Raw genomic sequence first — 23,097 nt, forward strand, 5'->3', positions numbered from 1 at the left:
GCGCGATATGTCCCTCACTCGTTTATCTGCATTGGCGGCGCTGATGCTGCTCAGCGGCCTGGCCAGCGCCGAGGTCAGCGTGCAAGGTCCAGTGGAATATGGTGTGTTCGAAGGGGCCAAGGCTGATCTGCAGTCGGGGGAGCGGGTGTTGCGGCGCAGCAACGAGTCGATCCGCCAGACGGAAACGGTGCCGGCCAAGCTGGGCACCAAGTTCGGTATCCGCTATCAGTTGGCCGGCAAGGCGGTCGAGGGGCAGCCGCTGACGTTGCTGTACTTCACTCCGGGCATTCGCACCCCCGACGGCGTGCGTCACGACAAGCTGGAGGTGGTCCAGAAGCTGCTGCCGGGTGCCCCGCAGGATGTGATGGCCTATGAATTCACCGAGAGCCACGAAGTGGTGCCGGGCGAATGGCGCTTCATGGTGTTCCAGGGTGATCGTTTGCTGACGCAGCAAAGCTTCACCGTGCGCTAAGCCGCAATCGCAGACAAAAAAACGCCCCGAACCAGTCGGGGCGTTTTTTATGCGGCGGTGCGGCGGGGTATTACTTACCCTGCCAGCGCTGCAGGACCAGGGTGGCGTTGGTGCCGCCGAAGCCGAAGCTGTTGCTCATCACGGTGTTGAAGGCTACGTCTTCACGGGTCTTGGTCAGGATTGGCATGTCGGCCACTTCCGGATCCAGCTCGTCGATGTTGGCCGAACCGGCCATGAAGTTGCCTTCCATCATCAGCATGCAGTAGATCGCTTCGTGAACGCCGGCGGCGCCCAGGGAGTGACCCGACAGGCTCTTGGTGGAGCTGATGGCCGGTGCCTTGGCGCCGAACACTTCACGCACACCTTTCATTTCCATGACGTCGCCGACCGGAGTCGAGGTGCCGTGGGTGTTCAGGTAGTCGATCGGTGCATCAACGGTGGACATCGCCATCTGCATGCAGCGGATAGCGCCTTCGCCGCTTGGTGCGACCATGTCGTAGCCGTCGGAAGTCGCGCCGTAGCCGACGATTTCCGCGTAGATCTTCGCGCCACGGGCCAGAGCGTGTTCCAGCTCTTCAACCACCACCATGCCGCCACCGCCAGCGATGACAAAACCGTCACGCTTGGCGTCGTAGGCACGGGAGGCTTTTTCCGGGGTTTCGTTGTACTGGCTGGACAGTGCGCCCATGGCGTCGAACAGGAACGATTGGCTCCAATGCTCTTCTTCACCGCCGCCGGCGAACACGATGTCCTGCTTGCCCATCTGGATCTGTTCCATGGCGGTACCGATGCAGTGAGCACTGGTGGCGCAGGCAGAAGCGATGGAGTAGTTCAGGCCCTTGATCTTGAACGGAGTGGCCAGGCACGCGGAAACGGTGCTGCTCATGGTCCGCGTCACGCGGTATGGGCCGACGCGCTTGACGCCTTTCTCGCGCAGGATATCCAGCGCTTCCATCTGGTTCAGGGTCGATGCGCCACCGGAGCCGGCGATCAGGCCGGTACGCGGGTTGGACACTTGCTCTTCGGTCAGGCCGGAGTCAGTGATGGCGTCTTTCATGGCCAGGTAGGCGTAAGCCGCCGCGTGGCCGACGAAGCGATAGATCTTGCGATCGATCAGTTCTTCGAGGGGCAGGTCAATGGAGCCGGAAACCTGGCTACGCAGACCCATTTCGGCATATTCCGGGTTGAACCGGATGCCAGGGCGGCTTGCACGCAGGTTAGCGGAGACGGTCTCTTTGTCATTGCCCAGGCACGAAACGATGCCCAGACCAGTGATAACGACGCGGCGCATGCGGATAACCCTTAGAAGTTGTCAGTGGAGGTGAAAACGCCGACCCGAAGGCCTTCGGCGGTGTAGATCTCGCGGCCGTCAACGCTGACCGAACCATCGGCGATGGCCAGGTTCAGTTTGCCTTTGAGTACACGCTTGATCTGAATGTTGTAGGTGACTTTCTTGGCGGTCGGCAGGACCTGGCCAAAGAACTTCACTTCGCCCGAACCCAGGGCACGGCCGCGGCCTGGCAGGCCTTGCCAGCCGAGGAAGAAGCCGACCAGTTGCCACATGGCGTCGAGGCCCAGGCAGCCCGGCATCACCGGATCACCTTCGAAGTGGCAGGCGAAGAACCACAGGTCCGGAGTGATATCCAGCTCTGCGACCAATTCACCTTTGCCGTACTTGCCACCCTCTTCGCTGATATGGGTGATGCGATCCACCATCAACATGTTCGGGGCGGGCAGTTGCGCGTTACCTGGGCCGAACAGCTCACCGCGACTGCAGCGCAGCAGGTCTTCCCGAGTAAAGGCGTTTTGTTTGGTCATGCGAGCTCCTCAATAGTCCCATGCGGCAGGTGGGGCAAATCTTCCCGGCCGATCAAAGCATTCATGCCTTGAACCGGCAGCCTACTCATAGACTATTGCGTTGTGGTGAAAGTCACAGGACAAGGGACATGAATGTACACTTGTGCACTGAAATTATTATTCAAGCCCAAAATCGAGCCTGTCGAGGTGACTAAGACTGCCGCACTTTCGGTTTTCGCGCCAGTCGCAGATGCTCGATTAGGCGGTACTACTGCAGCCAACGCTGGAGAATTTGCTGCAGATCAGTACGTTTGAAAGGCTTGGCCAGGTAATCGTTCATTCCCGCCGCCAGGCAGGCCTCGCGGTCACCCTGCAAGGCGTTGGCCGTCAGGGCGATGATCGGTACTTCGCTGCAGCCGGGCAGTTGTCGGATCTGCCGCGTGGCTTCGTAGCCGTCGATGATCGGCAGCCGGCAATCCATCAGGATCGCCTCGAAAATCAGGCTTTCGGCGCTGCGAACCGCCTGCGCGCCGTCGGTGGCGACGCTGACGGTGAAGCCCAGGCTGCGTAGCATGGCCTCGATCACGGTCTGGTTGACCGGGTTGTCCTCCACCAGCAACACATTGCGCCCTTCGCCATTGCCGCTCGGCACCCGCGCGGCAGGCGCCGGTGTGGGCAAGGTCTGGCGCGACAAGGCCAGGGGCATTTCCAGGGTAAAGACCGAGCCCTGGCCTTCCACGCTTTGCGCGCGCAGGGTGCCGCCCATGCGTTCGGCCAGGGTGCGGGCGATCGGCAGTCCCAGGCCGGTACCGCCATAACGCCTTGAAATCGAACTGTCGGCCTGCTGGAAGGCGTTGAACATCTGCTCCAGGTTGTCCGGGGAGATGCCGATACCGCTGTCGCGCACCGTGCAGGTAAACCACAGCAGTTCGTGGTCCAGCGACTGCCACTGCGCCTGGATTGACACCTGGCCGTGCTCGGTGAATTTCAGGGCATTGCCGATCAGGTTGACCAGGATCTGCCGGATACGTGTCGGGTCGCCCTGCACGTTCAGGGCCTGCATGCCGTCGGCCAATTGCAGCTGCAGGTTCAGGCCGCGTTGCTGCGCACTGTGGGCGAACGCCTGGGCGCAACTGTTGATCAGGTCGGCGAGGTTGAACGGGATGTGCTCCAGTTCCAGGGGGGCTCGTTCGATGCGCGAGAAATCCAGAATGTCGTTGATCACCTTGAGCAAATGCTCGGTGGACTCCGACGCCAATGCGGCGTACTCGACTTGCTCGTCGGTCATCTGGGTGGTTTCCAGAAGCTGCAACATGCCCAGCACGCCATTCATGGGGGTGCGCAGTTCGTGGCTCATCATCGCCAGGAAGTCGGATTTGGCGCTGTTGGCCTTCTCCGCCTCTTCACGGGTCTGGATCAGTTGCGCCATGGCCTGCTGCTGTTCACGGCTGGCGTGCTCCAGGCCATCGGCCAGGTTGTTGATATGCCGCGACAGGCTGCCCAACTCCGCATCGTCGACGATCGGCAGCGGGGTGCTGTAGTCGCCTTGTTGGATGGCCTTCACCGCGTTGCCCATGGCACTGATGGGTTCCGACAGGCTGGCGGCCAGGCGCCGGGCCAGGAGGAAGGTAAAGAGCAGGGCGAATAGCGCCAGGATGCCCGCCTTGAGGACGATCTCCTGTTGGCGCTGACTGAAGGCATCGTTGGACATGCCAACGATCACCCGCCCCAGATAGTCTTCAGTGATGCCGCTGGGCGGGGGCGCGGCCTGCAGGAAGTCGTCATTGAGCTGGATGCGTTGCAGGCGCACCGGTGCCTGGAATACCTCGATCTGCTGTGGCTGTCCGCGGGAAAGCGACGGTTGCTCGACGTACACCAGAACGTTGTTGGCACTGTCCTGGACCTGCAGGAAACGCACGTGAGGGGTGGCCAGCGTGGCCTTCATCAGGCTCTCGAGCACCTCCTTGTTGCCGGAAATCACCCCATATTCGGTGGCCGGGGCCAGTTGATTGGCCACCAGTTGGCCGGTGTGATTGAGTTCCTGGCGCAAGTCCTGGATGCGCACGAAGGTAAAGAAGCTGATCAGCAGCAGGGTCAGCAGCAGGGCCGGGCCGAGGCTGATGACCTGGGTGCGAGTATTGATGCCCCAGTGGCGGCGGAAGGTCATGGCCAGGTGTCTCCTTCGGCCAACTGGATAGCCACCGCCACGGGGTCGATCTGTTCAAGGCCCAGGGAGCGCGCGACTTGCGGGTTGCTGGCGACCTTGAAGCGCGTGGGGTAGAGGCTGCGGGGCCAACTGGCCGGCGGACGGTCGAGCAACTCGTCGAGGATCGCCAGCCAGTCACTCTGGTCGCTGTAGCTGCTGGCCAGGCTGCCGGCCTTGACGAACCCGGCATTCGGTCCGATCAGCGCCCGTTGCTGGCCATAGCTACTGAGCAACAGGTTTTTTGCGGTTTTCGGGTTGTACAGTTCGGGGTCGTCGAGACCCAGCAGCACGTCGCTGTTTTTCAGTAGCGTTTGCAGGGGCCGGCTGTCACTGGTGTTGTCCCAGCGCTCGGCGACGACTTCCATGCCCAGGCGATGGGCGGCGCCGTGCAGCTCCTTGAGCAGGAACTCGCTGTCCTTGCCGAACAACACGCCAATGCGCCTGGCTTGCGGCAGCAGGCTACGGGTCAGGCGCAACTGGCGGCTGAGCGGTGGATCACTCCACAGCAGGCTCAGGTGCAGAGGACGGGTGTCGCCCACGCGTTGATTGGCTTGCAGGCGGCTGATCCGCAGCACCAGGGTGGGAGGGCCTTGATGGTCTTGCAGGCGCCAGTCGAGGCTGGCCAGGTCGAGCAGAATCAGGCGGGTGGTACAGGGGATGCGGGCGGGCGGCGGCAACTCGCGCAATGGCATGAAGCGCACAGTGTCTTTGGGCCGCTGCTGGGCCAGGGCCTGGGTAAAGGCCTGCACGCCGGGACTGTCTTCGGCCCCCGTCAGGAGGATATCGGCTGCCCGCACGGGGAGGGCGGCCAGGCAGCCGAGCAGCAGCAGCCCCAGGCAACGAAGCAGGTGGTTCAGCAGGCGGGTCGACATACGCGCAAGAACCATCTCAGAACACCAGCTCGGCGCTGAAGTACAGCACGTGGCGTGAGTCGTAGTAATTGTCGGCGAAGGTGTTGGGCTGATTGTCCAGGCGTTGTTGCAGGGTGCCGGCCAGCTCCAGGCTGGCCTTGCCCAGGGCGATGCGTTTGGCCAGGCGCGAGTCGAGCCGTTCGAAACGGTAGCCATTGAGGGCGTCGTCGCCGTAGTAGAGCAGCGCGCTGTTCCAGCCGTTGCCCCAATCGCGCAGCCAGCCGGCGGAGCCACTGTTGCGCGCGGTCAATTGCTGGTCCTGGGGGCTGCTGGCCTCGGCGTCGACATAGGCGTAGGTCAGGCGCAATCGGTCGACAGCACTCAGGCGCCAGTCGAGCTGGGTTTCCGTACCTTGAAAGCGAGCGGTGTTGGAATTGCTGGCAATGAACTGATTGTTGCGCAGCGACTCGCTGATCATCCCGGTGATCTCGTCGTGGAACAGCTTGACGTCGAGATTCAGGCCCAACTGGGCGAAATAGCCGTTGTAGCCGAGTTCGCGCGAGCGCATGTGTTCCTGCTCGAGATCGCCGGGGCCGCGGGTCTTGACGAAATAACGGGCGTTGGGCCTGCCGTAGGCCGTGGGGTTGAGCCCGGTCACCCGATAGCTCCAGTTGACGTTGTTCTCGAACATGTCGGGCGAGCGCACGGCTTCGGAGTACACCGCGCGCAGGCCATGGCGCGGGTTGATCAGGTAGTTGATCGCGAAGCGCGGGGTCAGCGAGTCACCGATCAAACGGGTTTTTTCGTACATTGCACCGCCCTGCAGTAGCCAGTGCTCGGTGGCACGCCACTCCAACTGGCCGAACAGGCGCGAGGTGGTGTCATCGAGGGTGCCATTGAAGTAGGTCTCGGAGTCGGCCCGGTCGTAACGATAGTTCAAGCCGCTGACCAGGCGCAGACTATCGGACAGGCTCAGGGTGTCCTGCAGTTCCAGGTCGTAGCGCGATTCCCGGGTGCTTTGGTCGATGTTGCCGCAGACGGTCCGGTTGGCGCCGCCTCGCCACTGCGCCAGGGCCTGGTTGGCCAGTGCCTCCTGCTCTGGCGTCGAGCTGGGGGCACCGCTGGCGGTGAAGCTGTCCATGTTGCGGGCCAGGCGCTCGGTGTAGTTCGGGTCCAGTTGCCAGAGCTCCGCCAGTTGCGGGCTGAACGATATTTCGGCATCACAGGCGCGCCAGGTTTGCTGGCGATCCCAGTGCTGTGCTGTGCCCTGGACATAGAGGCTGTGCTCGGGGTTCAGGTCGAGGTTCCAGCGCAGGGAGGTGGAATAATTCTTGGCGCTCACGTCAGAATTGTTTCCGGCGGCGGTAATCCCGGGGAATACCGGACGGTAGGTATAGGGCCGCTGATTGCTGCCGTCCTTGGCGTTGAGCTGCCAGTCGAGGCTGTGCTGTTCGTCGAGTGTCTGGCTGATGGCCAGGTTGACCCGGTCCAGGCGCCGGCTGTCGTGGTAGTCCGCACCCCGCTGGTCGGAGTCGAAGCCGTCGTCTTCCTGGCCCGACAACGACAGGCGCAGGTCGCCACTGCCCCAGCCGGTGCCGTGGCTGGCGTACCAGTCATTGATCCCGCGCTGGCCGCGGGTGACTTTGACCCGTGTGCCATGGCTGTTGGCCGGGGCGCGGGTAATGATGTTGACCACGGCCATCAGGGCATTGGCGCCGTAGCTGACGGTGTTGGGCCCGCGAAACACCTCGATGCGCTCAACGTCTTCCAGCGCTACCGCGATATCGCTCCAGTCCACCGTTGCCAGGCCGGCGCGGTACACCGAGCGCCCATCGATCAGTACTTGCATGCGCCGCGCCTGACTGGCATTGCTGCCGTGGTAGTTGACCACCGCCTGGTTGCCGTTGATGTTGCCCACCATCATCCCCGGTACCAGCCGCAACAGCTCGCTGATGTCCCGCGCGCCGCTGGCCTTGATCAGTTCGCTGTCGAGCACGCTCATGCTGCCCGGCACGGCGGCGGGCGACTGTTTGAGTCGGGTGGCGGTCAGCACTTGTGGCAGCGGCAGGTTTTCCAGGAACAGGTCATCGGCCAGCAAGGTGTCGCTGAACAGCAACGCCAGGGCCAGCGAAGAATGGAGGGGGGAGGGACCAGCAACCACGGAACAGCCTTGATACCGTTTGGATGGGGCGCATGTTAACCGAGCTGGTCGAGTTTTCCAGTCACGATGTCAGCGTTTTCCTTCGTTTTGTTGTCTAGCGTCCTACTGATGTCGGTAATTGTTCGGGGGGCTGGTCGATGCACGGCCGCCCCGTATAATGCTGTCATCGCCATTGCAATGGATTAATGGACTACATATGAATGAACAGCGCCCGATTGCGGTCCTGGGGGGCGGGAGTTTTGGTACCGCTGTGGCAAATCTGCTGGCTGAGAACGGTCATGCGGTTCGCCAATGGATGCGCGACCCCGAGCAGGCCGAGGCCATTCGAGTCAACCGCGAGAACCCACGCTACCTCAAAGGTATCAAGGTGCATCCGGCCGTGGAGCCGGTCACCGATCTGCAGGCCACCCTCGACGATTGTGATCTGAGTTTTGTCGCACTGCCGTCCAGCGCCCTGCGCTCGGTGCTGGCACCCCATGCCGAGCGCCTGAGTGGCAAGTTCCTGGTGAGCCTGACCAAAGGTATTGAGGCGCAAAGCTTCATGCTGATGAGTGAGATCCTCGAGGAAATCGCTCCGCAAGCGCGCATCGGGGTGCTCTCCGGGCCGAACCTGGCCCGTGAAGTCGCCGAGCACGCCCTGACGGCCACGGTGGTGGCCAGTGAGGACGAAGAGCTGTGCCAGCGCGTACAAGCCGCGCTGCACGGCCGGACCTTCCGCGTCTACGCCAGTGCCGACCGTTTTGGGGTCGAGTTGGGTGGCGCGCTGAAAAACGTCTACGCGATCATCGCCGGCATGGCCGTGGCGCTGGGCATGGGGGAAAACACCAAGAGCATGTTGATCACCCGGGCGCTGGCGGAGATGACCCGTTTTGCGGTGAATCGTGGTGCCAACCCGATGACGTTCCTCGGTCTGGCCGGGGTCGGCGACTTGATTGTCACCTGCTCTTCACCCAAGAGCCGCAACTATCAGGTGGGTTTTGCCCTGGGCCAGGGCTTGAGCCTGGAGGATGCGGTGAACCGCCTGGGCGAGGTCGCCGAGGGCGTCAACACCCTCAAGGTGCTCAAGGCCAAGTCCCAGGAAGTCGGAGTCTATATGCCGTTGGTCGCCGGCCTGCACGCCATTCTGTTTGAAGGGCGCACGCTGGAGCAGGTGATTGAACTGCTGATGCGTGGCGAGCCGAAAACCGATGTCGATTTTATCTCCACCAGCGGTTTCAACTGAGCCCTCGATTGACGGGGGCAGGGAGCAAGACATGAACGAACCCAAAGTAGAAGCCAGGTACGAGTCGATCCTCCTGCGGGTGCTGTGGATGCTGGTGTTTGTGCTGGTGTGGCAGGTGGCGCAATTCATTCTCGGCGCCGTGGTGCTGGTGCAACTGGTCTACCGCCTGATTTATGGTGCCCCGAGTGCCGGGCTGATGAACTTCGGTGACAGCCTCAGCCAGTTCCTCGCGCAGATCGGCCGTTTCGGCAGCTTCCACAGCGACCAGAAACCCTGGCCGTTTGCCGACTGGCCAACCCCGCGCACCCCGGAAGGCGAGGCCCCGCACACAGTGGCGCCAGCACCACATCCGGTCCGTGATGAGGAGCCAAAACTATGAAAGTCTGGGTGTTGCGCCATGGTGAAGCCCAGCCCTATGGTTCGCGTCCGGACTCGGAGCGGGCATTGACGCCCCACGGCTGCGAGGAAGCCTTGCGCAGTGCCGCCCGGTTGATCGGCGAACCGCTGACCGCGATCTACGCCAGCCCCTATCTGCGCGCCCAGCAAACGGCACAACTGGTGCGCGAGGCCCTGGGTTTCGTGCCAGACATTCGCACCGTCGAATGGCTGACCCCCGACAGCCGCCCGCAAGCCGTGGCCGAGCAACTGGCCTCGGTGGACAACGTGCTGCTGGTCAGCCACAACCCGTTGGTGGGCAATCTGCTGGGGTTTTTGCAGCACGGTCATGTGCAGGAGCCTGTGGCCGTGCGCACGGCAGGCCTGGCGGAACTCGAAGGCGAGTGGCCGCTGGCCGGGCTGATGAAGCTCAACAGCCTCAAACACCCGTAATACCCCGGCGCTCAGGGGCGGGTTTTTTTGTTTGAAATAGACAACCAAGCAATCGCTTGGTTGGTCTACGCTTGCGGCGACACCGAACAAAAACAGGAGCGCATTCCATGCCCGCCGCTTTTCGTTTGCCGCTGCAAGTGTTCTACGAGCGTGAAGCCCGCCACCCGCGCCAGCGGTTCATGGTCCAGCCGACTGGGCGCGGCCAGGTCGAAACGCTGACCTGGGCCGATGTCGGTCACCAGGCTCGTTGCGCTGCGCACTGGCTGCGCGCCCGGGAATTGCCCCAGGGCAGCCACATTGCTCTGATCTCGAAAAACTGTGCGCACTGGATCATCGCTGACCTGGCGATCTGGATGGCCGGGCATGTGTCGGTGCCGCTGTACCCCAACCTGACGGCCGAGTCGGTGGCCCAGGTGCTGGAGCACTCGCAGGCGGCCCTGGCATTCATCGGCAAGCTGGATGACTGGCCAGGCATGTCCAAGGGCGTCAGCGCCGACCTGCCCACCATCAGCCTGCCACTGTGCCCCGCGGCGACGTTTGACTACAGTTGGGCCGACCTGCAGCGCAGTTCACCGATCCAGGACAACCCGACGCCGGATGCCGACGAGTTGGCGACCATCATCTATACCTCCGGCACCACGGGCCTGCCCAAAGGGGTGATGCACAGCTTTGCCAACCTCGGCTTTGCCGCCACCCATGGCACCCAGTTGTTCAACCTCACTGAGTCGGATCGACTGTTGTCGTACCTGCCGCTGTGCCATGTCGCCGAACGCATGTTTGTCGAAATGGCATCGATTTATACCGGGCAAACAGTGTTTTTTGCCGAGAGCCTCGACACCTTCCTGGTCGATTTGCAGCGCGCCCGGCCCACGGCGTTGTTTGGCGTGCCGCGGATCTGGACCAAGTTCCAGATGGGGGTCTACAGCAAGATCCCGGCCCGACGCCTGGATTTTTTGCTGGGTCTGCCGATCATCGGCAAGCGGGTCGGGCACAAGGTGCTGGCCGGCCTGGGCCTGGATGCCTTGCGCATTGCCCTGTCCGGCGCTGCACCGGTGCCCTTGGCCCTGCTGCATTGGTACAAGCGCCTGGGACTGGATGTGCTGGAGGTCTACGGGATGACCGAAAGCTGCGGTTATTCGCATATCTCCCTGCCGGGCCAGCAACGCCCCGGCTGGATCGGCAAACCGTGCCCTGAGGTGCAAGTGCGCATCGACACAACGGGCGAGGTGCAGGTGCGCAGCGGCGCCACCATGCAGGGCTATTTCAAGGAGCCGCAGAAAACCGCCGAGACCATTACCGAAGATGGATTTCTGCGCACTGGCGATAAGGGCGAGCAGGACGCCGAGGGTTATTTGCGCCTGACCGGACGGCTCAAGGAAATCTTCAAGACCAGCAAGGGCAAGTACGTGGCCCCGGCACCGATCGAGAACCGCCTCGCGGTGCACTCGCGCATCGAGCAAGTGTGTGTGGTTGGCGACGGCCTGAGTGCGCCGTTGGGCCTGTGCGTGCTGTCGGCGGTGGGACTGCAGGATGCCGCCAGCGCGGCGCGAAATGCCCTGCATGCGAGCCTGGAAAGCCTGCTCGAAGAGGTCAATGGCGCCCTCGACAAACATGAGCGCCTACGCCAGTTGGTGGTGGTCAAGGACAGCTGGGCGGTGGAGAACGGCTTTCTGACCCCGACCCTGAAGATCAAGCGCAACGTGATCGAGGCCACCTACGGTGCGCGCTTCGAGGAATGGAGCGCGCGCAGCGAAGCGGTGCTGTGGCAGGATTGAGGCAAACAACAGCAATAAGGGACCAAGAGATGAGTCTGTGGCGTACTGCTCCAAACATTGAACAACTGAATGCGATTCAGAAAAACACCATTGGCGAAGTGCTGGATATTCGTTTTGAGTCGTTTGACGAGCAATCGCTGACCGCCAGCATGGTGATCGATCACCGCACCCATCAGCCCTACGGCTTGTTGCATGGCGGCGCCTCCGTGGTGCTGGCCGAGTCGGTTGGCTCGATGGCCAGTTACCTGTGCATCGATGCGAGCAAGTTCTATTGCGTTGGCCTGGAAATCAATGCCAACCACCTGCGAGGGCTACGCAGCGGGCGGGTCACGGCGGTGGCCAGGCCGATCCACATCGGGCGTACCACCCACGTCTGGGACATTCGCCTGAGCAGCGATGAAGGCAAGGCCAGTTGCGTGTCGCGCCTGACCATGGCGGTGGTGCCGCTGGGTGAGGCACCTCCAGCACGCTGATCCGCTGCTGCTGGGGCGTGGGCGATCTACATAACCATGGCCTGACTGTCACCCTTCCTGGCAGTTACGGTCATTGCCCCGGACCTGGGTCTTGCGGACAATCAACCCTTGATTTTGTTTATGGATATGTCGTTATGCCGCAGCAGATTTTTTTCGCCCATGCCAATGGCTTTCCTTCAGGCACCTACGGCAAGTTGTTTGCCGCACTTGCGCCGGAGTATCAAGTCGCGCATCTGCAGCAGCACGCCCATGACCCACGGTTTCCGGCGGACGACAACTGGTTCAACCTGGTGGACGAGTTGATCCATCACCTGGAGCAGCAACCAGGCCCGGTGTGGGGGGTGGGGCATTCCTTCGGCGGCGTCCTGCACCTGCACGCCGCATTGCGTTGCCCGCAGTTGTACCGCGGGGTGGTGATGCTTGATTCGCCCGTGCTGACCCGTACCGATCAGTGGGTGATCCGCGCGGCCAAGCGTTTTGGTTTTATCGACCGCCTGACCCCCGCCGGGCGCACCCTGGGGCGCCGGGAAGAGTTTGCCGACCTCGAGGCCGCCCGGCATTACTTTGCCGGCAAGAGCCTGTTCCGCGGTTTCGACCCGGAGTGTTTCGACGCCTACCTGCAACATGGTTTGCACAAGGTCGGCGATCGTTTGCGGTTGCGTTTTGACCCGGCCACCGAGATCAGTATCTACCGGGGGGTGCCGCACACCAGTCCTGGTCGTACGCGTCAGTTGCAGGTGCCGCTGGCGGTGGTGCGTGGGCGGCAGAGCCGGGTGGTCATGCGTCATCACGCCAGCGCGGTGGCCCGCATGCCCCAGGGCGAGTCCCTGACTGTGCCCGGCGGCCACATGTTCCCCCTCGAGCGGCCACAAGACACCGCCGGATTGCTCAAGGAGCTGTTCCAGCGCTGGGCCGGTCGCAGCGACCGGGAATGCGCGTGAGCAGCGTCACCGAGGTGCGCCTGAACCTGCCGCACATCGAATTGGCGGCCCACCTGTTCGGGCCTGAAGACGGCCTGCCAGTGATCGCTCTGCATGGCTGGCTCGACAACGCCAACAGCTTCGCCAGGCTGGCCCCCCGGCTCAAGGGCTTGCGCGTGTTGGCCCTGGACATGGCCGGGCATGGCCATTCCGGGCATCGCCCCCTGGGGGCCGGTTATGCCCTGTGGGATTACGCCCACGACGTGCTGCACGTTGCCGAACAGATGGGCTGGCACCGATTTGCCCTGCTTGGCCATTCCATGGGGGCGATTGTCTCGGTGGTGCTGGCGGGTGCCATGCCCGAGCGCGTGACGCACCTGGCGTTGATCGACGGGGTGATTCCCCCCACGGCGGAACATGACAATGCTGCCGAGCGCATGGGCATGGCGTTGCAGGCGCAACTGGACCTGCAAGGCAAGCGCAAACCGGTCTACAGCAGCATTGACCAGGCTGTGCAAGTGAGGATGAAAGGCCTGGTGGCGGTCAGTCGTGAAGCGGCTGAGTTGCTCGCCGAGCGCGGGCTGATGCCGGTGCCGGGCGGCTACACCTGGCGCACTGACAGTCGCCTGACACTGCCTTCACCCCTGCGCCTGTCCAGTGAGCAGGCGCTGTCCTTTGCCCGGCGCGTCAGTTGTCCGGCGCACCTGGTGGTCGCGGCCGACGGCATGCTCGGCAAGCATCCCGAGCTGTTGGAGCGTCTACCCTTTAGCCACGAACAGCTGCCAGGCGGGCATCACTTGCACTTGAACGACGAGGAGGGGGCAACCCTTGTTGCAGACTGTTTCAATCGCTTTTTCGCCATTCCTTGACTTGCAGCGGGCAACTGTCGAGGCTGGGCGGGTTGAAATGGGAGACAACCATGATAGATCTCTACACCGCTGCGACCCCTAATGGCCACAAGGTCTCTATCGTGCTCGAGGAACTCGGCATGCCCTACACGGTGCATGCCCTGAGTTTCGACAAGAAGGAACAAAAGGCACCCGCGTTTCTCAAGATCAATCCCAATGGCCGGATTCCGGCGATTGTCGACCGCGCCAACGGCGATTTTGCCGTGTTCGAATCCGGCGCGATCCTGCTCTACCTCGCTGAACTGAGCGGGCAATTGCTGCCCACCGACCCACAAGGGCGTTCGCGGGTAATCCAGTGGTTGATGTTCCAGATGGGCGGCATCGGCCCGATGCAGGGCCAGGCGAATGTGTTTTTCCGCTACTTTGCGGAAAAACTGCAGGGCGCCATCGACCGTTACCAGCACGAAACCCGCCGCCTGTACGAGGTGCTCGACAGCCGTCTGGAAACCGTCGAATACCTCGCCGACACCTACAGCATTGCCGACATTGCGACCTATCCGTGGGTGCGTGGCCACGAGTGGTCCGGGGTCTCGGTTGATGGCTTGCCGGCCTTGCAGCGCTGGATGGCTGCCATGGCCGAGCGCCCGGCAGTGCAGCGCGGGTTGTTGGTGCCACAACGCATCGACGACGCCAGTGTCATCAAGGGCGCCCAGGCCATGCTGATCCGATGAGAGTCTCTTCAAGGTTGAAGCGCATGCGTTTTTTCAGTTTGTTCGTACTTGCCTGTTGCAGTTCGTTGGCGTCGGCTGCCGACGTGCCGGGCAGCCAGGATTTGCCGCTGGTGCCACGCATGGCCGATGCGCAAATCGTCGATTATCGTCCGCCCGCCGAGCTGGAGCGGATCTACCCCATGGGTGCGATCCGCAAGATCAGCGGCCAGTTGCGGTTTGACGGGCAAGTCACTGCGCGGGGCCAGATGACCTCGGTGACCTATGAGTTGCCACCGGAACATTCCGCCACCGCTGCCTTCACCGCAGCCCGCGAAGCCTTGCAGAAGCAGGGCGCCGAGTTGTTGTTCTGGTGCCAGGCGCGTGATTGTGGCGAAAGCAGCCTGTGGGCCAACGAAGTCTTCGGCAACGCCAAGCTCTATGGTGCCGATAACGGCCAGGCCTATCTGCTGCTACGCCTGGCTGCACCCCAGGACAACTCATTGGTGGCGCTGTACAGCATCACGCGAGGCAATCGCCGGGCGTACCTGCATGTCGAGCAATTCGACGCCGGTGCCCCCTTGGGCGAACTGTTGCCTACCTCTGCCACGTTGTTACGGCAACTCAAGGACACAGGCACGCTGGACCTGCCACGCTTGACCGGGGAACCCCAGGCCTCGTGGGTGACGTTGCTGTCCCGTGGCCTGAACCTCGATACCACGTTGCGGGTCAGTGTTTCCGGGGCCCAAGCCGATGCCTGGCGTCAGGCGCTGGTGGCACAGGGCGTGCGCAGTGCGCGGTTGGACCTGGGTGAGGTGAAAGACCCTGGCCTGCATTTCGAACTCTTGCGTTAAGCTCTGTGCAAGCGAACGTGCCTTGGGCCGTTCGCTTGCACTTTTGTCGATTAACCCTGTTCGAGATTTTTCATGCTCAATAACGATCGCCTGTTGGTGCAGATCCTGCTCCTGGTGTTATTCGGTGCCAGTTTCTGGGTGATGGCGCCGTTCTGGTCGGCGCTGTTCTGGGGCGCGGTGCTGGCGTTCGCCAGTTGGCCGTTGATGCGCCTGCTGACCCGTTGGCTCAACGGTCGCGAATCCCTGGCCGCCGCCGTGCTGACCCTGGGCTGGATGGTGCTGGTGGCGGCGCCACTGGTATGGCTGGGTTTCAACCTGGCCGACCATGTGCGCGATGCCACGGTCTTCATCAAGGATGTCCAGGTCGATGGCCTGCCCGAAGCGCCCGTCTGGCTCGGCTCCATTCCCCTGGTCGGGGGACGGCTGGTGGGTATCTGGAACAGCGTCGACCAGCAGGGCGCGGCACTGATGGTGACGGTCAAACCCTATCTGGGGCAGGTCGGCAACTGGTTGCTGGCACGCAGTGCGCAGATCGGTGGCGGTATCCTGGAGCTGACACTGAGCATCGTCTTCGTGTTCTTTTTCTACCGCGATGGCCCGCGGCTGGCGGGTTTTGTCCACCGTCTGCTGGAACGCCTGATCGGCGAGCGGGCCGGTTACTACATCGAGTTGGTGGCCGGCACCGTGCAGCGGGTGGTCAACGGGGTCATTGGCACGGCGGCGGCGCAGGCAGTGCTGGCCCTGATCGGTTTCCTGATCGCCGGTGTGCCGGGGGCGCTGGTGCTGGGCATCGTCACCTTCCTGCTCAGCCTGATTCCCATGGGCCCCCCCCTGGTGTGGATTCCGGCCACGGCCTGGCTGGTGTGGAAGGGCGACTACGGGTTTGCGGTGTTCCTCGGTGTCTGGGGGATGTTCATCATCAGTGGCGTCGACAACGTGCTCAAACCCTACCTGATCAGCCGTGGCGGTAATCTGCCGTTGGTGATCGTCTTGCTCGGGGTCTTTGGCGGTTTGATTGCCTTCGGCTTTATCGGTCTGTTCATCGGCCCGACCTTGCTGGCGGTTGCCTATAGTCTGCTGATCGACTGGAGCAACAGCCAGGCACGGGTTGAAGACAAGCGCTGAAAGGGAGGGCGGGCTGACGCGGGTGGCAACGAGCGCGTCAGCTCTTTGAGGCTTTTTTTCAGTCATGGGCACCGTTGATGATGATTTACCGATCATCGGGTCCCGGACGGGCTCGCGTTCCGCTACAATGCGCGCCGATTTCGACTTGCCTGAGAGCCCACTCATGTCCGCCTGCCAGACTCCTATCATCGTCGCCCTGGATTTCCCTACCCGTGACGCCGCACTGAAGCTGGCTGACCAGTTGGACCCCAAGCTGTGCCGGGTCAAGGTCGGTAAAGAGCTGTTCACCAGCTGTGCTGCGGAAATCGTCGGGACCCTGCGCGACAAGGGTTTTGAAGTATTTCTCGACCTCAAGTTCCACGACATTCCCAACACCACCGCGATGGCCGTCAAGGCGGCGGCGGAGATGGGTGTGTGGATGGTCAACGTGCATTGCTCCGGTGGCTTGCGCATGATGGCGGCCTGCCGTGAAGTGCTCGACCAGCGCAGTGGTCCCAAGCCGCTGCTGATTGGCGTTACGGTGCTGACCAGCATGGAGCGTGAGGACCTGGCCGGGATCGGCCTGGACATCGAGCCGCAGGAGCAGGTCTTGCGTCTGGCGGCACTGGCGCAGAAAGCCGGGATGGATGGCCTGGTGTGTTCGGCGCTGGAAGCCCAGGCCTTGAAGGCGGCACATCCGTCGCTGCAACTGGTGACCCCGGGGATTCGTCCGGCGGGCAGTGCGCAGGACGATCAGCGCCGGATCCTTACTCCGCGCCAGGCTCTGGATGCGGGGTCTGACTATCTGGTGATCGGGCGTCCGATCAGTCAGGCGGCTGATCCAGCCAAGGCGTTGGCTGCGGTTGTGGCTGAGTTGGCTTTGTAGGGGGGGCGCGCATTTCTCTTCTGTGGGAGCGAGCTTGCTCGCGATAGCGGCCTGCGCCACAACGTAGATCTCGGCAATACCCCAATCCCCTGTAGCAGCTGCCGAGCCCACGAGGCTGCGTTCGAGGACGCAGTCCACGCCCCGGCTATCTCAAGATCAAGAGCTGCAGGCGAGCCAACGCTCGGCCTGTTGAGTGGTGGTGGCTTCTGTAGGGGCTGGCTTGCCGGTGAGGGTGCGACAAGCCAGCAGTGCTGGCTTGGGTTAAACCTTCAACACCAGTTTCCCGAAGTTTTCGCCGCTGAACAATTTCATCAGGGTTTCCGGGAACGTCTCCAGTCCGTCAACGATATCCTCCTTGCTCTTGAGCTGACCCTTGGCCATCCAGCCGGCCATTTCCTGCCCGGCGGCAGCGAATTGTGCGGCGTAGTCCATCACCACGAATCCTTCCATGCGTGCCCGGTTGACCAGCAGCGAGAGGTAGTTGGCCGGCCCCTTGATCGCTTCCTTGTTGTTGTACTGGCTGATGGCGCCGCAGATGACCACGCGGGCCTTGACGTTCAGGCGGCTCAGTACAGCGTCGAGGATGTCGCCGCCGACGTTGTCGAAGTACACGTCCACGCCTTTCGGGCATTCGCGCTTGAGACCGGCCACCACGTCCTCACTCTTGTAGTCGATAGCCCCGTCGAAACCCAGTTCGTCGATCAGGAACCGGCACTTGTCGGCCCCTCCGGCAATACCCACCACGCGGCAACCTTTGAGTTTGGCAATCTGCCCGGCGATGCTGCCGACCGCTCCGGCGGCGCCAGACAGCACCACGGTTTCACCGGCCTTGGGGGCGCCGACGTCCAGCAGGGCGAAATAAGCGGTCATGCCGGTCATGCCCAGCGCTGACAGGTAACGTGGCAGTGGCGCCAGTTTCGGATCGACCTTGTAGAAACCGCGCGGCTCACCGAGGAAGTAGTCCTGCACCCCTAGTGCGCCGTTGACGTAATCACCCACGGCAAACCCCGGGTTGTTGGAGGCAATGACCTGGCCCACGCCCAGGGCGCGCATGACTTCGCCAATGCCCACTGGCGCGATGTAGGACTTGCCTTCGTTCATCCAGCCGCGCATGGCCGGGTCCAGCGACAGGTACTCGTTCTTGACCAGGATCTGGCCCGCCGCCGGCTCGCCCACCGGTACTTGCTGATAGGTAAAGGTTTCGCGGTTTGCCGCCCCCACCGGGCGTTTGGCGAGCAGGAATTGACGGTTGGTCTGGGCAGTCATGGCGGGTACTCAAGGGGGAAGGAAGTCTGATTGATAGACCCTCATGGCCGATGTCGCAAGGTTTGCTGATCCAGCGAATACGGCTCGATCCAACGCAGTGATAGTTCGGTGGGCCTATTCATCACTGCTACTCATGAGCGATCAACCGGCCTTCTGATAGTGCTGACGTGCGACAGGGCCGGGTGGCTAGACTGGCAAAACGCGTTCACTCCCATTATTCGAGGACACAACAATGAGCATGACGTTTTCTGGCCGGGTAGCGTTGGTGACCGGTGCGGCCGCCGGTATCGGCCGTGCGACTGCCCAGGCATTTGCCGCCGAAGGCTTGCAAGTGGTGGTGGCGGATCTCGATGTGGCGGGGGGAGAGGGCACGGTCGAACTGATTCGTGCGGCCGGTGGCGAGGCGGTGTTTGTGCGTTGCAACGTGACCCAGGAAAGCGACGTGCAAAACCTGATGGCGCAAGCCGTGAGTACTTATGGCCGAATTGATTACGCCTTCAACAACGCCGGGATCGAGATCGAAAAGGGCAAGCTGGCCGAGGGCACGCTCGATGAGTTCGACGCGATCATGGGGGTCAATGTCAAAGGTGTCTGGCTGTGCATGAAACATCAACTGCCTTTGATGCTGGCCCAGGGCGGTGGCGCCATCGTCAATACCGCCTCGGTGGCCGGCCTGGGGGCGGCACCTAAGATGAGCATCTACGCTGCGTCCAAGCACGCGGTGATCGGCCTGACCAAGTCGGCCGCCATCGAATATGCGAAGAAAAAGATCCGGGTCAATGCGGTGTGTCCTGCGGTGATTGATACCGACATGTTCCGTCGGGCCTACGAGGCCGATCCGAAAAAGGCCGACTTCGCTGCCGCCATGCACCCGGTGGGACGTATAGGCAAGGTGGAAGAAATTGCCAGTGCGGTGCTGTACCTGTGCAGCGATGGCGCGGCGTTTACCACAGGCCATTCGTTGGCCGTGGATGGTGGGGTGACGGCTTTTTGATGGACTGAGGAAAGCCGAGTTTTCTGCAGTGCAACCACTGGAACTTATGTAAGAGCAAGCCCGCATTCCTGTGGGCTTTTTTGTGTCTTTGGCGAATGTGTTTCAAGGGGTTAGGGCGAGGGGGTTTTGACCGGGTGCCGCATCAAGCGGACAGGCAGGCTGTGCTTAACTGATCGAGGAAATAATCTAAAACATTTGGAGCTGATTTCTCATGGAGTTGAGAATCGATCGTCAGGCGCTGGTCCCCGTCGTGCAGCAGGTGGTTGATGCGCTTGCCGGCAGAATTCGCCAGGGTGCCATCGAGCCTGGCACGCGGTTACCCTCTGTTCGCCAACTGGCCCGGGACAACCTGCTCAGCCAATCCTGCGTGATAGAAGCCTACGAGCGCATGGTGGCGCAGGGCGTGCTTGCATCGCGTCATGGTTCAAGCTATTTCGTTGTCACGCCGCTGCTCCCGTGCAGCTCTGAAGAAGTGCTCACTGCCGGGGCAAGCCCGTTGCCCCTGGGATGTGCCGGCATGCCGCAAAGCTGGCGCGAAAGTGATGACCTCGGGTATGCGATCCGGCAGATGTCACGCACCGATATGCAGGGGTTGTTCAGCTACAGCTCGGTGTATGGCTTGCCGGCCCTGCGCCTGCAGATTCTCAAGCGCCTGAAACAGATTTCGATCGTCGCCGAGCAGTCCCAGGTGCTCACCACTGCCGGCGCCACCCATGGGCTGGACCTGATCATCCGCACCCTGCTCAAGCCCGGTGATTGTGTGGTGGTGGAAACGCCCGGTCATTCGAATCTGTTCGAGCAATTGCGGTTGTCGGGTGTGCGGATGCTCGAGGTGCCGCGTACCCCGCGTGGGCCGGACATCCAGGTGCTTGAGTCGCTCTTGGCGGTCCATCAGCCGCGCGCACTGTTCATCAACAGCCAGTTTCACAATCCTACCGGCAGTTGCCTGGTCCTCGCTGTGGCGCAACGCCTGCTGGAGCTGGCCGCTCAATATGGGCTGTGCATTGTCGAAGATGACGTCTATGGCGATTTTCACGGGCGCAGTGCGACTCGTCTGGCCGCGCTGGATAACGCTGGCTGTGTGATCTACCTCGGCAGTTTTTCCAAGACCCTCAGCAGCTCGCTGCGGGTCGGTTATGTCGTGGCCAATCAGGCGCTGGTGGCGCGCCTGGCGCAGGTCAAGCGGATCACCAGTCTGGGCGTCTCCTGTTTCAGTGAAGCGGTGCTCAATACCCTGCTGGCCAACGGGGCATATCGCAAGCTGGTGCAGCGCCAGCGGCTGCGTTTGAAGCGCGAGCTGAACGCGTCACTGCAGGTGCTGGAGGACGCGGACTGGGAAGTCTTTGGCAGACCTTCGGGGGGGCTGTATATCTGGGCCAGGCCCAGGGTTTGTGCCGCGAAGCACGTACGCGCCCTCGCGCAGCGATACGGTATTGCCCTGGCTGGCAGCGCTGAATTCAGCCCCAGCGGCGAGGCCGGCGATTGGTTGCGCATCAATGTGGCCTATGCCGGCGACTCACAAGCATTGGCGTTCTTTCAGGCCTGCGCATCGGCGGATCGACCTCAAGCGTTCTGAAAGCGACGCGTGCATAGCTTTTTGCCATGATTGCGGCAGCCGAGACTTGTGCTTGAGGGGCCCCGGTTGCGACCCTGCCGGGAGAGAAAATGGCCCCCATTGCCATTGGCCACTGGAAGAAGGTGACGAGCAATGATTTCAGGCGCGCAAGGATATTTCGCCAACCTCGGCATGGCGAAAAAACTGGGACTGGGTTTTATCCTGGTGTTGCTGTTGACTGCCCTGGTAGCGGCTATCGGGGTCTGGTCGCTGCACACCATTAGCCAGCGTTTCGACGGGCTCAAGCAAATGTCGGCGCTCAACAGTGGCCTGCTCAAGGTGCGTCTGCTGGAGCAGGAGTATGCCTTGCACGCCGATGACAAAACCGCCGAGGCCTTGCGCCAGGGCCTTGACGGCTTGCTCAACCTGACCGCCGAGCTCAAGGCGCGGTCGGCGGTCAATGCCCCGGTGATGAATGAGGTCGAGCATTCCCTGGGCGCCTATCGCAAGGCCTTCGATGAATTTGTCGAGCTGACTTCGGCCAAGGACCTGGCGCTGGAAATGGCCAGTTGGTCGGTCGCAAGCGTGGCCAACAACCTGGATGTATTGCAGGCGGGGCTGGCTGACGATGGCGCCTACACACTCAAGGAGTCGGCCGGCAAAGAGGGCGGTGAATTTATCGAGCAAGCCAGCCAGGTCAGTCAGGTCTCGAAGTTGATGCTGCAGGCAATGAACGAGGCGCGGGTCCGCCTGGACCAGAGCCGCAAGGCCACCACGCAGGATAGCGAGCAGGGCAAGATCGAGCAGGCTGACCAGGCGTTGAGCCAGGCGCAAGCGCTGATGCAGGTGGTCAAGGATGCTGGTTACCAGACTGTACTCGGCGAGGTGGCCGGGCACATCGCCAGTTTCACCGAAAAACTGGCGGAGTACACCGAGCTCCTGGCTCGCGAACAACAGGTGTATCAACAGTTACATGCACGTGCTGGCGAAGTGGTGCAGCGGGTCGATCAGGCTTACGCCGCACAAGACCAGGCGATGCAGGCAGAGTTGCAGCAAAACTCGCTGCTGATCATTGTGTCGTCGGCCTTGGCCTTGGTGGTCGGACTGATCGCCGCGTGGCTGATCACTCGACTGATCGTTAGCCCTTTGCGCAGCGTAATCCGACTGGCCGAGCAAATTGCCGCTGGCGACTTGAGTGCCAGTGTAGTGGTGACCCGGCGTGATGAAATCGGCCAGCTGATGCAGGCCATGCAGCAGATGGGCGCGGGATTGAGCCGGATCGTCAGTGGCCTGCAGGCGGGCATCGAGCAACTGGCCAGCTCCGCGCAGTCGCTGTCGACAGGGACCGAGCAGACCAATCTTGAAGTCAGCAGCCAGAAAGAAGAAACCGACCAAGTTGCCACCGCCATGAATCAGATGACGGCCACGGTGCACGACGTGGCGCGCAATGCCGAGGAAGCGGCGCAGGCTGCCCAAACCGCTGACAGCAAGGTGGAGTCCGGCCAGCAGGTGGTGCGTCAGAGCATGCAGCGGATCGAACAACTGGCAGACTCGGCGACGTCGGCCAGCTCCAGCATTGAGAGCTTGAGCGCCGAGATCCAGAACATTGGCAGTGTCCTCAGCGTGATCAAGAGCGTGGCCGAGCAAACCAATCTACTGGCCCTCAACGCCGCCATTGAGGCGGCGCGGGCAGGCGAGCAGGGCAGGGGCTTTGCCGTGGTGGCCGATGAGGTCCGCGCGCTGGCCAAGCGCACCCAGCAGTCGACCGAGGAGATCGAGCGCCTGGTGACTTCCCTGCGCGGCGCCGCACAGTCTTCAGTGCAGCAGATCCAGAGCAGTGGTGAGTTGGTCAAGCTGGCGGTCAGTGATGCGCTGCAGACCGAGAGCGCACTGGGTAGTATCGCTGCGGCCGTTTCGCTGATTCAGCAGATGAACCAGCAGATCGCCGCCGCGGCCGAGCAGCAGAGCTCGGTGGCCGAAGAGATCAATCGCAGCGTCACCAGCATCCGTGCCAGTGCCGATCAATCCTCGCTGGCCATGCAGGGCAATGCCGCGTCGAGCATTGAGCTGGCGCAGTTGGGTGTGGAGCTGAAGGGAATGGTCGGGCATTTCAGGCTGTAAGGCGGGGGGCGTAGCAGGAGGATCGCAGGCCAGTACTGACCTGCGATCCTCGAAGGT

20 protein-coding genes and 2 pseudogenes are annotated in these 23,097 nt (G+C 62.2%); 16 read left to right on the forward strand and 6 right to left on the reverse strand.

Going from position 1 to position 23,097, the window contains the following annotated elements; genetic code table 11:
* The first annotated feature begins 7 nt into the window (after positions 1-7).
* A complete protein-coding gene (locus QMK50_RS21890) occupies positions 8-472 on the forward strand; it encodes a DUF3859 domain-containing protein (RefSeq protein WP_095167555.1) in 465 nt (154 codons plus the stop codon).
* Between the two features lie 70 nt (positions 473-542).
* Here QMK50_RS21890 and fabB read toward each other — a convergent pair whose 3' ends face one another.
* From fabB to QMK50_RS21915, 5 genes are all read right to left on the reverse strand, one after another.
* A complete protein-coding gene (gene fabB / locus QMK50_RS21895) occupies positions 543-1,763 on the reverse strand; it encodes a beta-ketoacyl-ACP synthase I (protein WP_095167556.1) in 1,221 nt (406 codons plus the stop codon).
* 11 nt (positions 1,764-1,774) lie between these two features.
* Positions 1,775-2,290, reverse strand: a complete 516-nt coding sequence (gene fabA / locus QMK50_RS21900; RefSeq protein ID WP_010211704.1) for a 3-hydroxyacyl-[acyl-carrier-protein] dehydratase FabA — start codon at positions 2,288-2,290, stop codon at positions 1,775-1,777.
* A 247-nt stretch (positions 2,291-2,537) separates the two neighbouring features.
* On the reverse strand, positions 2,538-4,436 hold the full coding sequence (locus QMK50_RS21905) for an ATP-binding protein (RefSeq protein WP_320333929.1): 1,899 nt from the start codon (positions 4,434-4,436) through the stop codon (positions 2,538-2,540).
* Positions 4,433-5,362, reverse strand: coding sequence for an ABC transporter substrate-binding protein (locus QMK50_RS21910; RefSeq protein ID WP_320333930.1), 930 nt, complete (start codon positions 5,360-5,362; stop codon positions 4,433-4,435). The genes QMK50_RS21905 and QMK50_RS21910 overlap by 4 nt, the downstream gene beginning before the upstream one ends.
* 1 nt (position 5,363) lies before the next feature.
* A complete protein-coding gene (locus QMK50_RS21915; protein WP_320333931.1) occupies positions 5,364-7,487 on the reverse strand; it encodes a TonB-dependent receptor plug domain-containing protein in 2,124 nt (707 codons plus the stop codon).
* Positions 7,488-7,683: 196 nt separating this feature from the next.
* Between QMK50_RS21915 and QMK50_RS21920 the strand changes: the two genes are divergently transcribed.
* The 11 genes from QMK50_RS21920 (at position 7,684) to pyrF (ending at position 17,104) form a co-directional block, all read left to right on the forward strand.
* A complete protein-coding gene (locus QMK50_RS21920) occupies positions 7,684-8,709 on the forward strand; it encodes an NAD(P)H-dependent glycerol-3-phosphate dehydrogenase (RefSeq protein WP_159994460.1) in 1,026 nt (341 codons plus the stop codon).
* Positions 8,710-8,740: 31 nt separating this feature from the next.
* Positions 8,741-9,088 (forward strand): DUF4389 domain-containing protein, encoded by a 348-nt coding sequence (locus QMK50_RS21925; RefSeq protein WP_095167563.1) that lies wholly within the window; start codon positions 8,741-8,743, stop codon positions 9,086-9,088.
* Positions 9,085-9,537, forward strand: a complete 453-nt coding sequence (gene sixA, locus QMK50_RS21930) for a phosphohistidine phosphatase SixA (protein ID WP_095167564.1) — start codon at positions 9,085-9,087, stop codon at positions 9,535-9,537. The genes QMK50_RS21925 and sixA overlap by 4 nt, the downstream gene beginning before the upstream one ends.
* Positions 9,538-9,644: 107 nt before the next feature.
* Entirely contained in the window at positions 9,645-11,312 is a 1,668-nt protein-coding gene (locus QMK50_RS21935; RefSeq protein ID WP_095167565.1) for an AMP-binding protein, read from the forward strand.
* A 29-nt stretch (positions 11,313-11,341) separates the two neighbouring features.
* On the forward strand, positions 11,342-11,785 hold the full coding sequence (locus QMK50_RS21940) for a hotdog fold thioesterase (protein ID WP_095167567.1): 444 nt from the start codon (positions 11,342-11,344) through the stop codon (positions 11,783-11,785).
* Positions 11,786-11,919: 134 nt separating this feature from the next.
* Positions 11,920-12,726, forward strand: coding sequence for an alpha/beta hydrolase (locus tag QMK50_RS21945; protein ID WP_320333932.1), 807 nt, complete (start codon positions 11,920-11,922; stop codon positions 12,724-12,726).
* Positions 12,717-13,574, forward strand: coding sequence for an alpha/beta hydrolase (locus QMK50_RS21950; RefSeq protein WP_159994466.1), 858 nt, complete (start codon positions 12,717-12,719; stop codon positions 13,572-13,574). The genes QMK50_RS21945 and QMK50_RS21950 overlap by 10 nt, the downstream gene beginning before the upstream one ends.
* A gap of 50 nt (positions 13,575-13,624) precedes the next feature.
* On the forward strand, positions 13,625-14,284 hold the full coding sequence (locus QMK50_RS21955) for a glutathione S-transferase family protein (RefSeq protein ID WP_095167572.1): 660 nt from the start codon (positions 13,625-13,627) through the stop codon (positions 14,282-14,284).
* 23 nt (positions 14,285-14,307) lie between these two features.
* A complete protein-coding gene (locus QMK50_RS21960) occupies positions 14,308-15,114 on the forward strand; it encodes a DUF4892 domain-containing protein (protein ID WP_095167574.1) in 807 nt (268 codons plus the stop codon).
* A gap of 72 nt (positions 15,115-15,186) precedes the next feature.
* Positions 15,187-16,239 (forward strand): AI-2E family transporter, encoded by a 1,053-nt coding sequence (locus QMK50_RS21965; protein WP_095167576.1) that lies wholly within the window; start codon positions 15,187-15,189, stop codon positions 16,237-16,239.
* Between the two features lie 163 nt (positions 16,240-16,402).
* A complete protein-coding gene (gene pyrF / locus QMK50_RS21970) occupies positions 16,403-17,104 on the forward strand; it encodes an orotidine-5'-phosphate decarboxylase (RefSeq protein WP_162530196.1) in 702 nt (233 codons plus the stop codon).
* 261 nt (positions 17,105-17,365) lie between these two features.
* Here the strand turns inward: pyrF and QMK50_RS21975 are convergent, their stop codons facing one another.
* A complete protein-coding gene (locus tag QMK50_RS21975; protein WP_159994470.1) occupies positions 17,366-18,370 on the reverse strand; it encodes an NADP-dependent oxidoreductase in 1,005 nt (334 codons plus the stop codon).
* Between the two features lie 232 nt (positions 18,371-18,602).
* Here QMK50_RS21975 and QMK50_RS21980 point away from each other — a divergent pair, with 232 nt between their 5' ends.
* From QMK50_RS21980 to QMK50_RS27425, 4 genes and pseudogenes are all read left to right on the forward strand, one after another.
* A complete protein-coding gene (locus QMK50_RS21980) occupies positions 18,603-19,364 on the forward strand; it encodes an SDR family oxidoreductase (RefSeq protein ID WP_095167580.1) in 762 nt (253 codons plus the stop codon).
* 211 nt (positions 19,365-19,575) lie between these two features.
* On the forward strand, positions 19,576-20,940 hold the full coding sequence (locus tag QMK50_RS21985; RefSeq protein WP_320333933.1) for a PLP-dependent aminotransferase family protein: 1,365 nt from the start codon (positions 19,576-19,578) through the stop codon (positions 20,938-20,940).
* A 1,014-nt stretch (positions 20,941-21,954) separates the two neighbouring features.
* Positions 21,955-22,341 (forward strand): annotated as a pseudogene (locus QMK50_RS27420) (HAMP domain-containing protein); the annotation flags it as partial.
* A 102-nt stretch (positions 22,342-22,443) separates the two neighbouring features.
* Positions 22,444-23,040 (forward strand): annotated as a pseudogene (locus QMK50_RS27425) (methyl-accepting chemotaxis protein); the annotation flags it as partial.
* Positions 23,041-23,097: the final 57 nt, after the last annotated feature.

This window comes from Pseudomonas sp. P5_152 (genome assembly GCF_033989915.1).
GTDB lineage: Bacteria > Pseudomonadota > Gammaproteobacteria > Pseudomonadales > Pseudomonadaceae > Aquipseudomonas.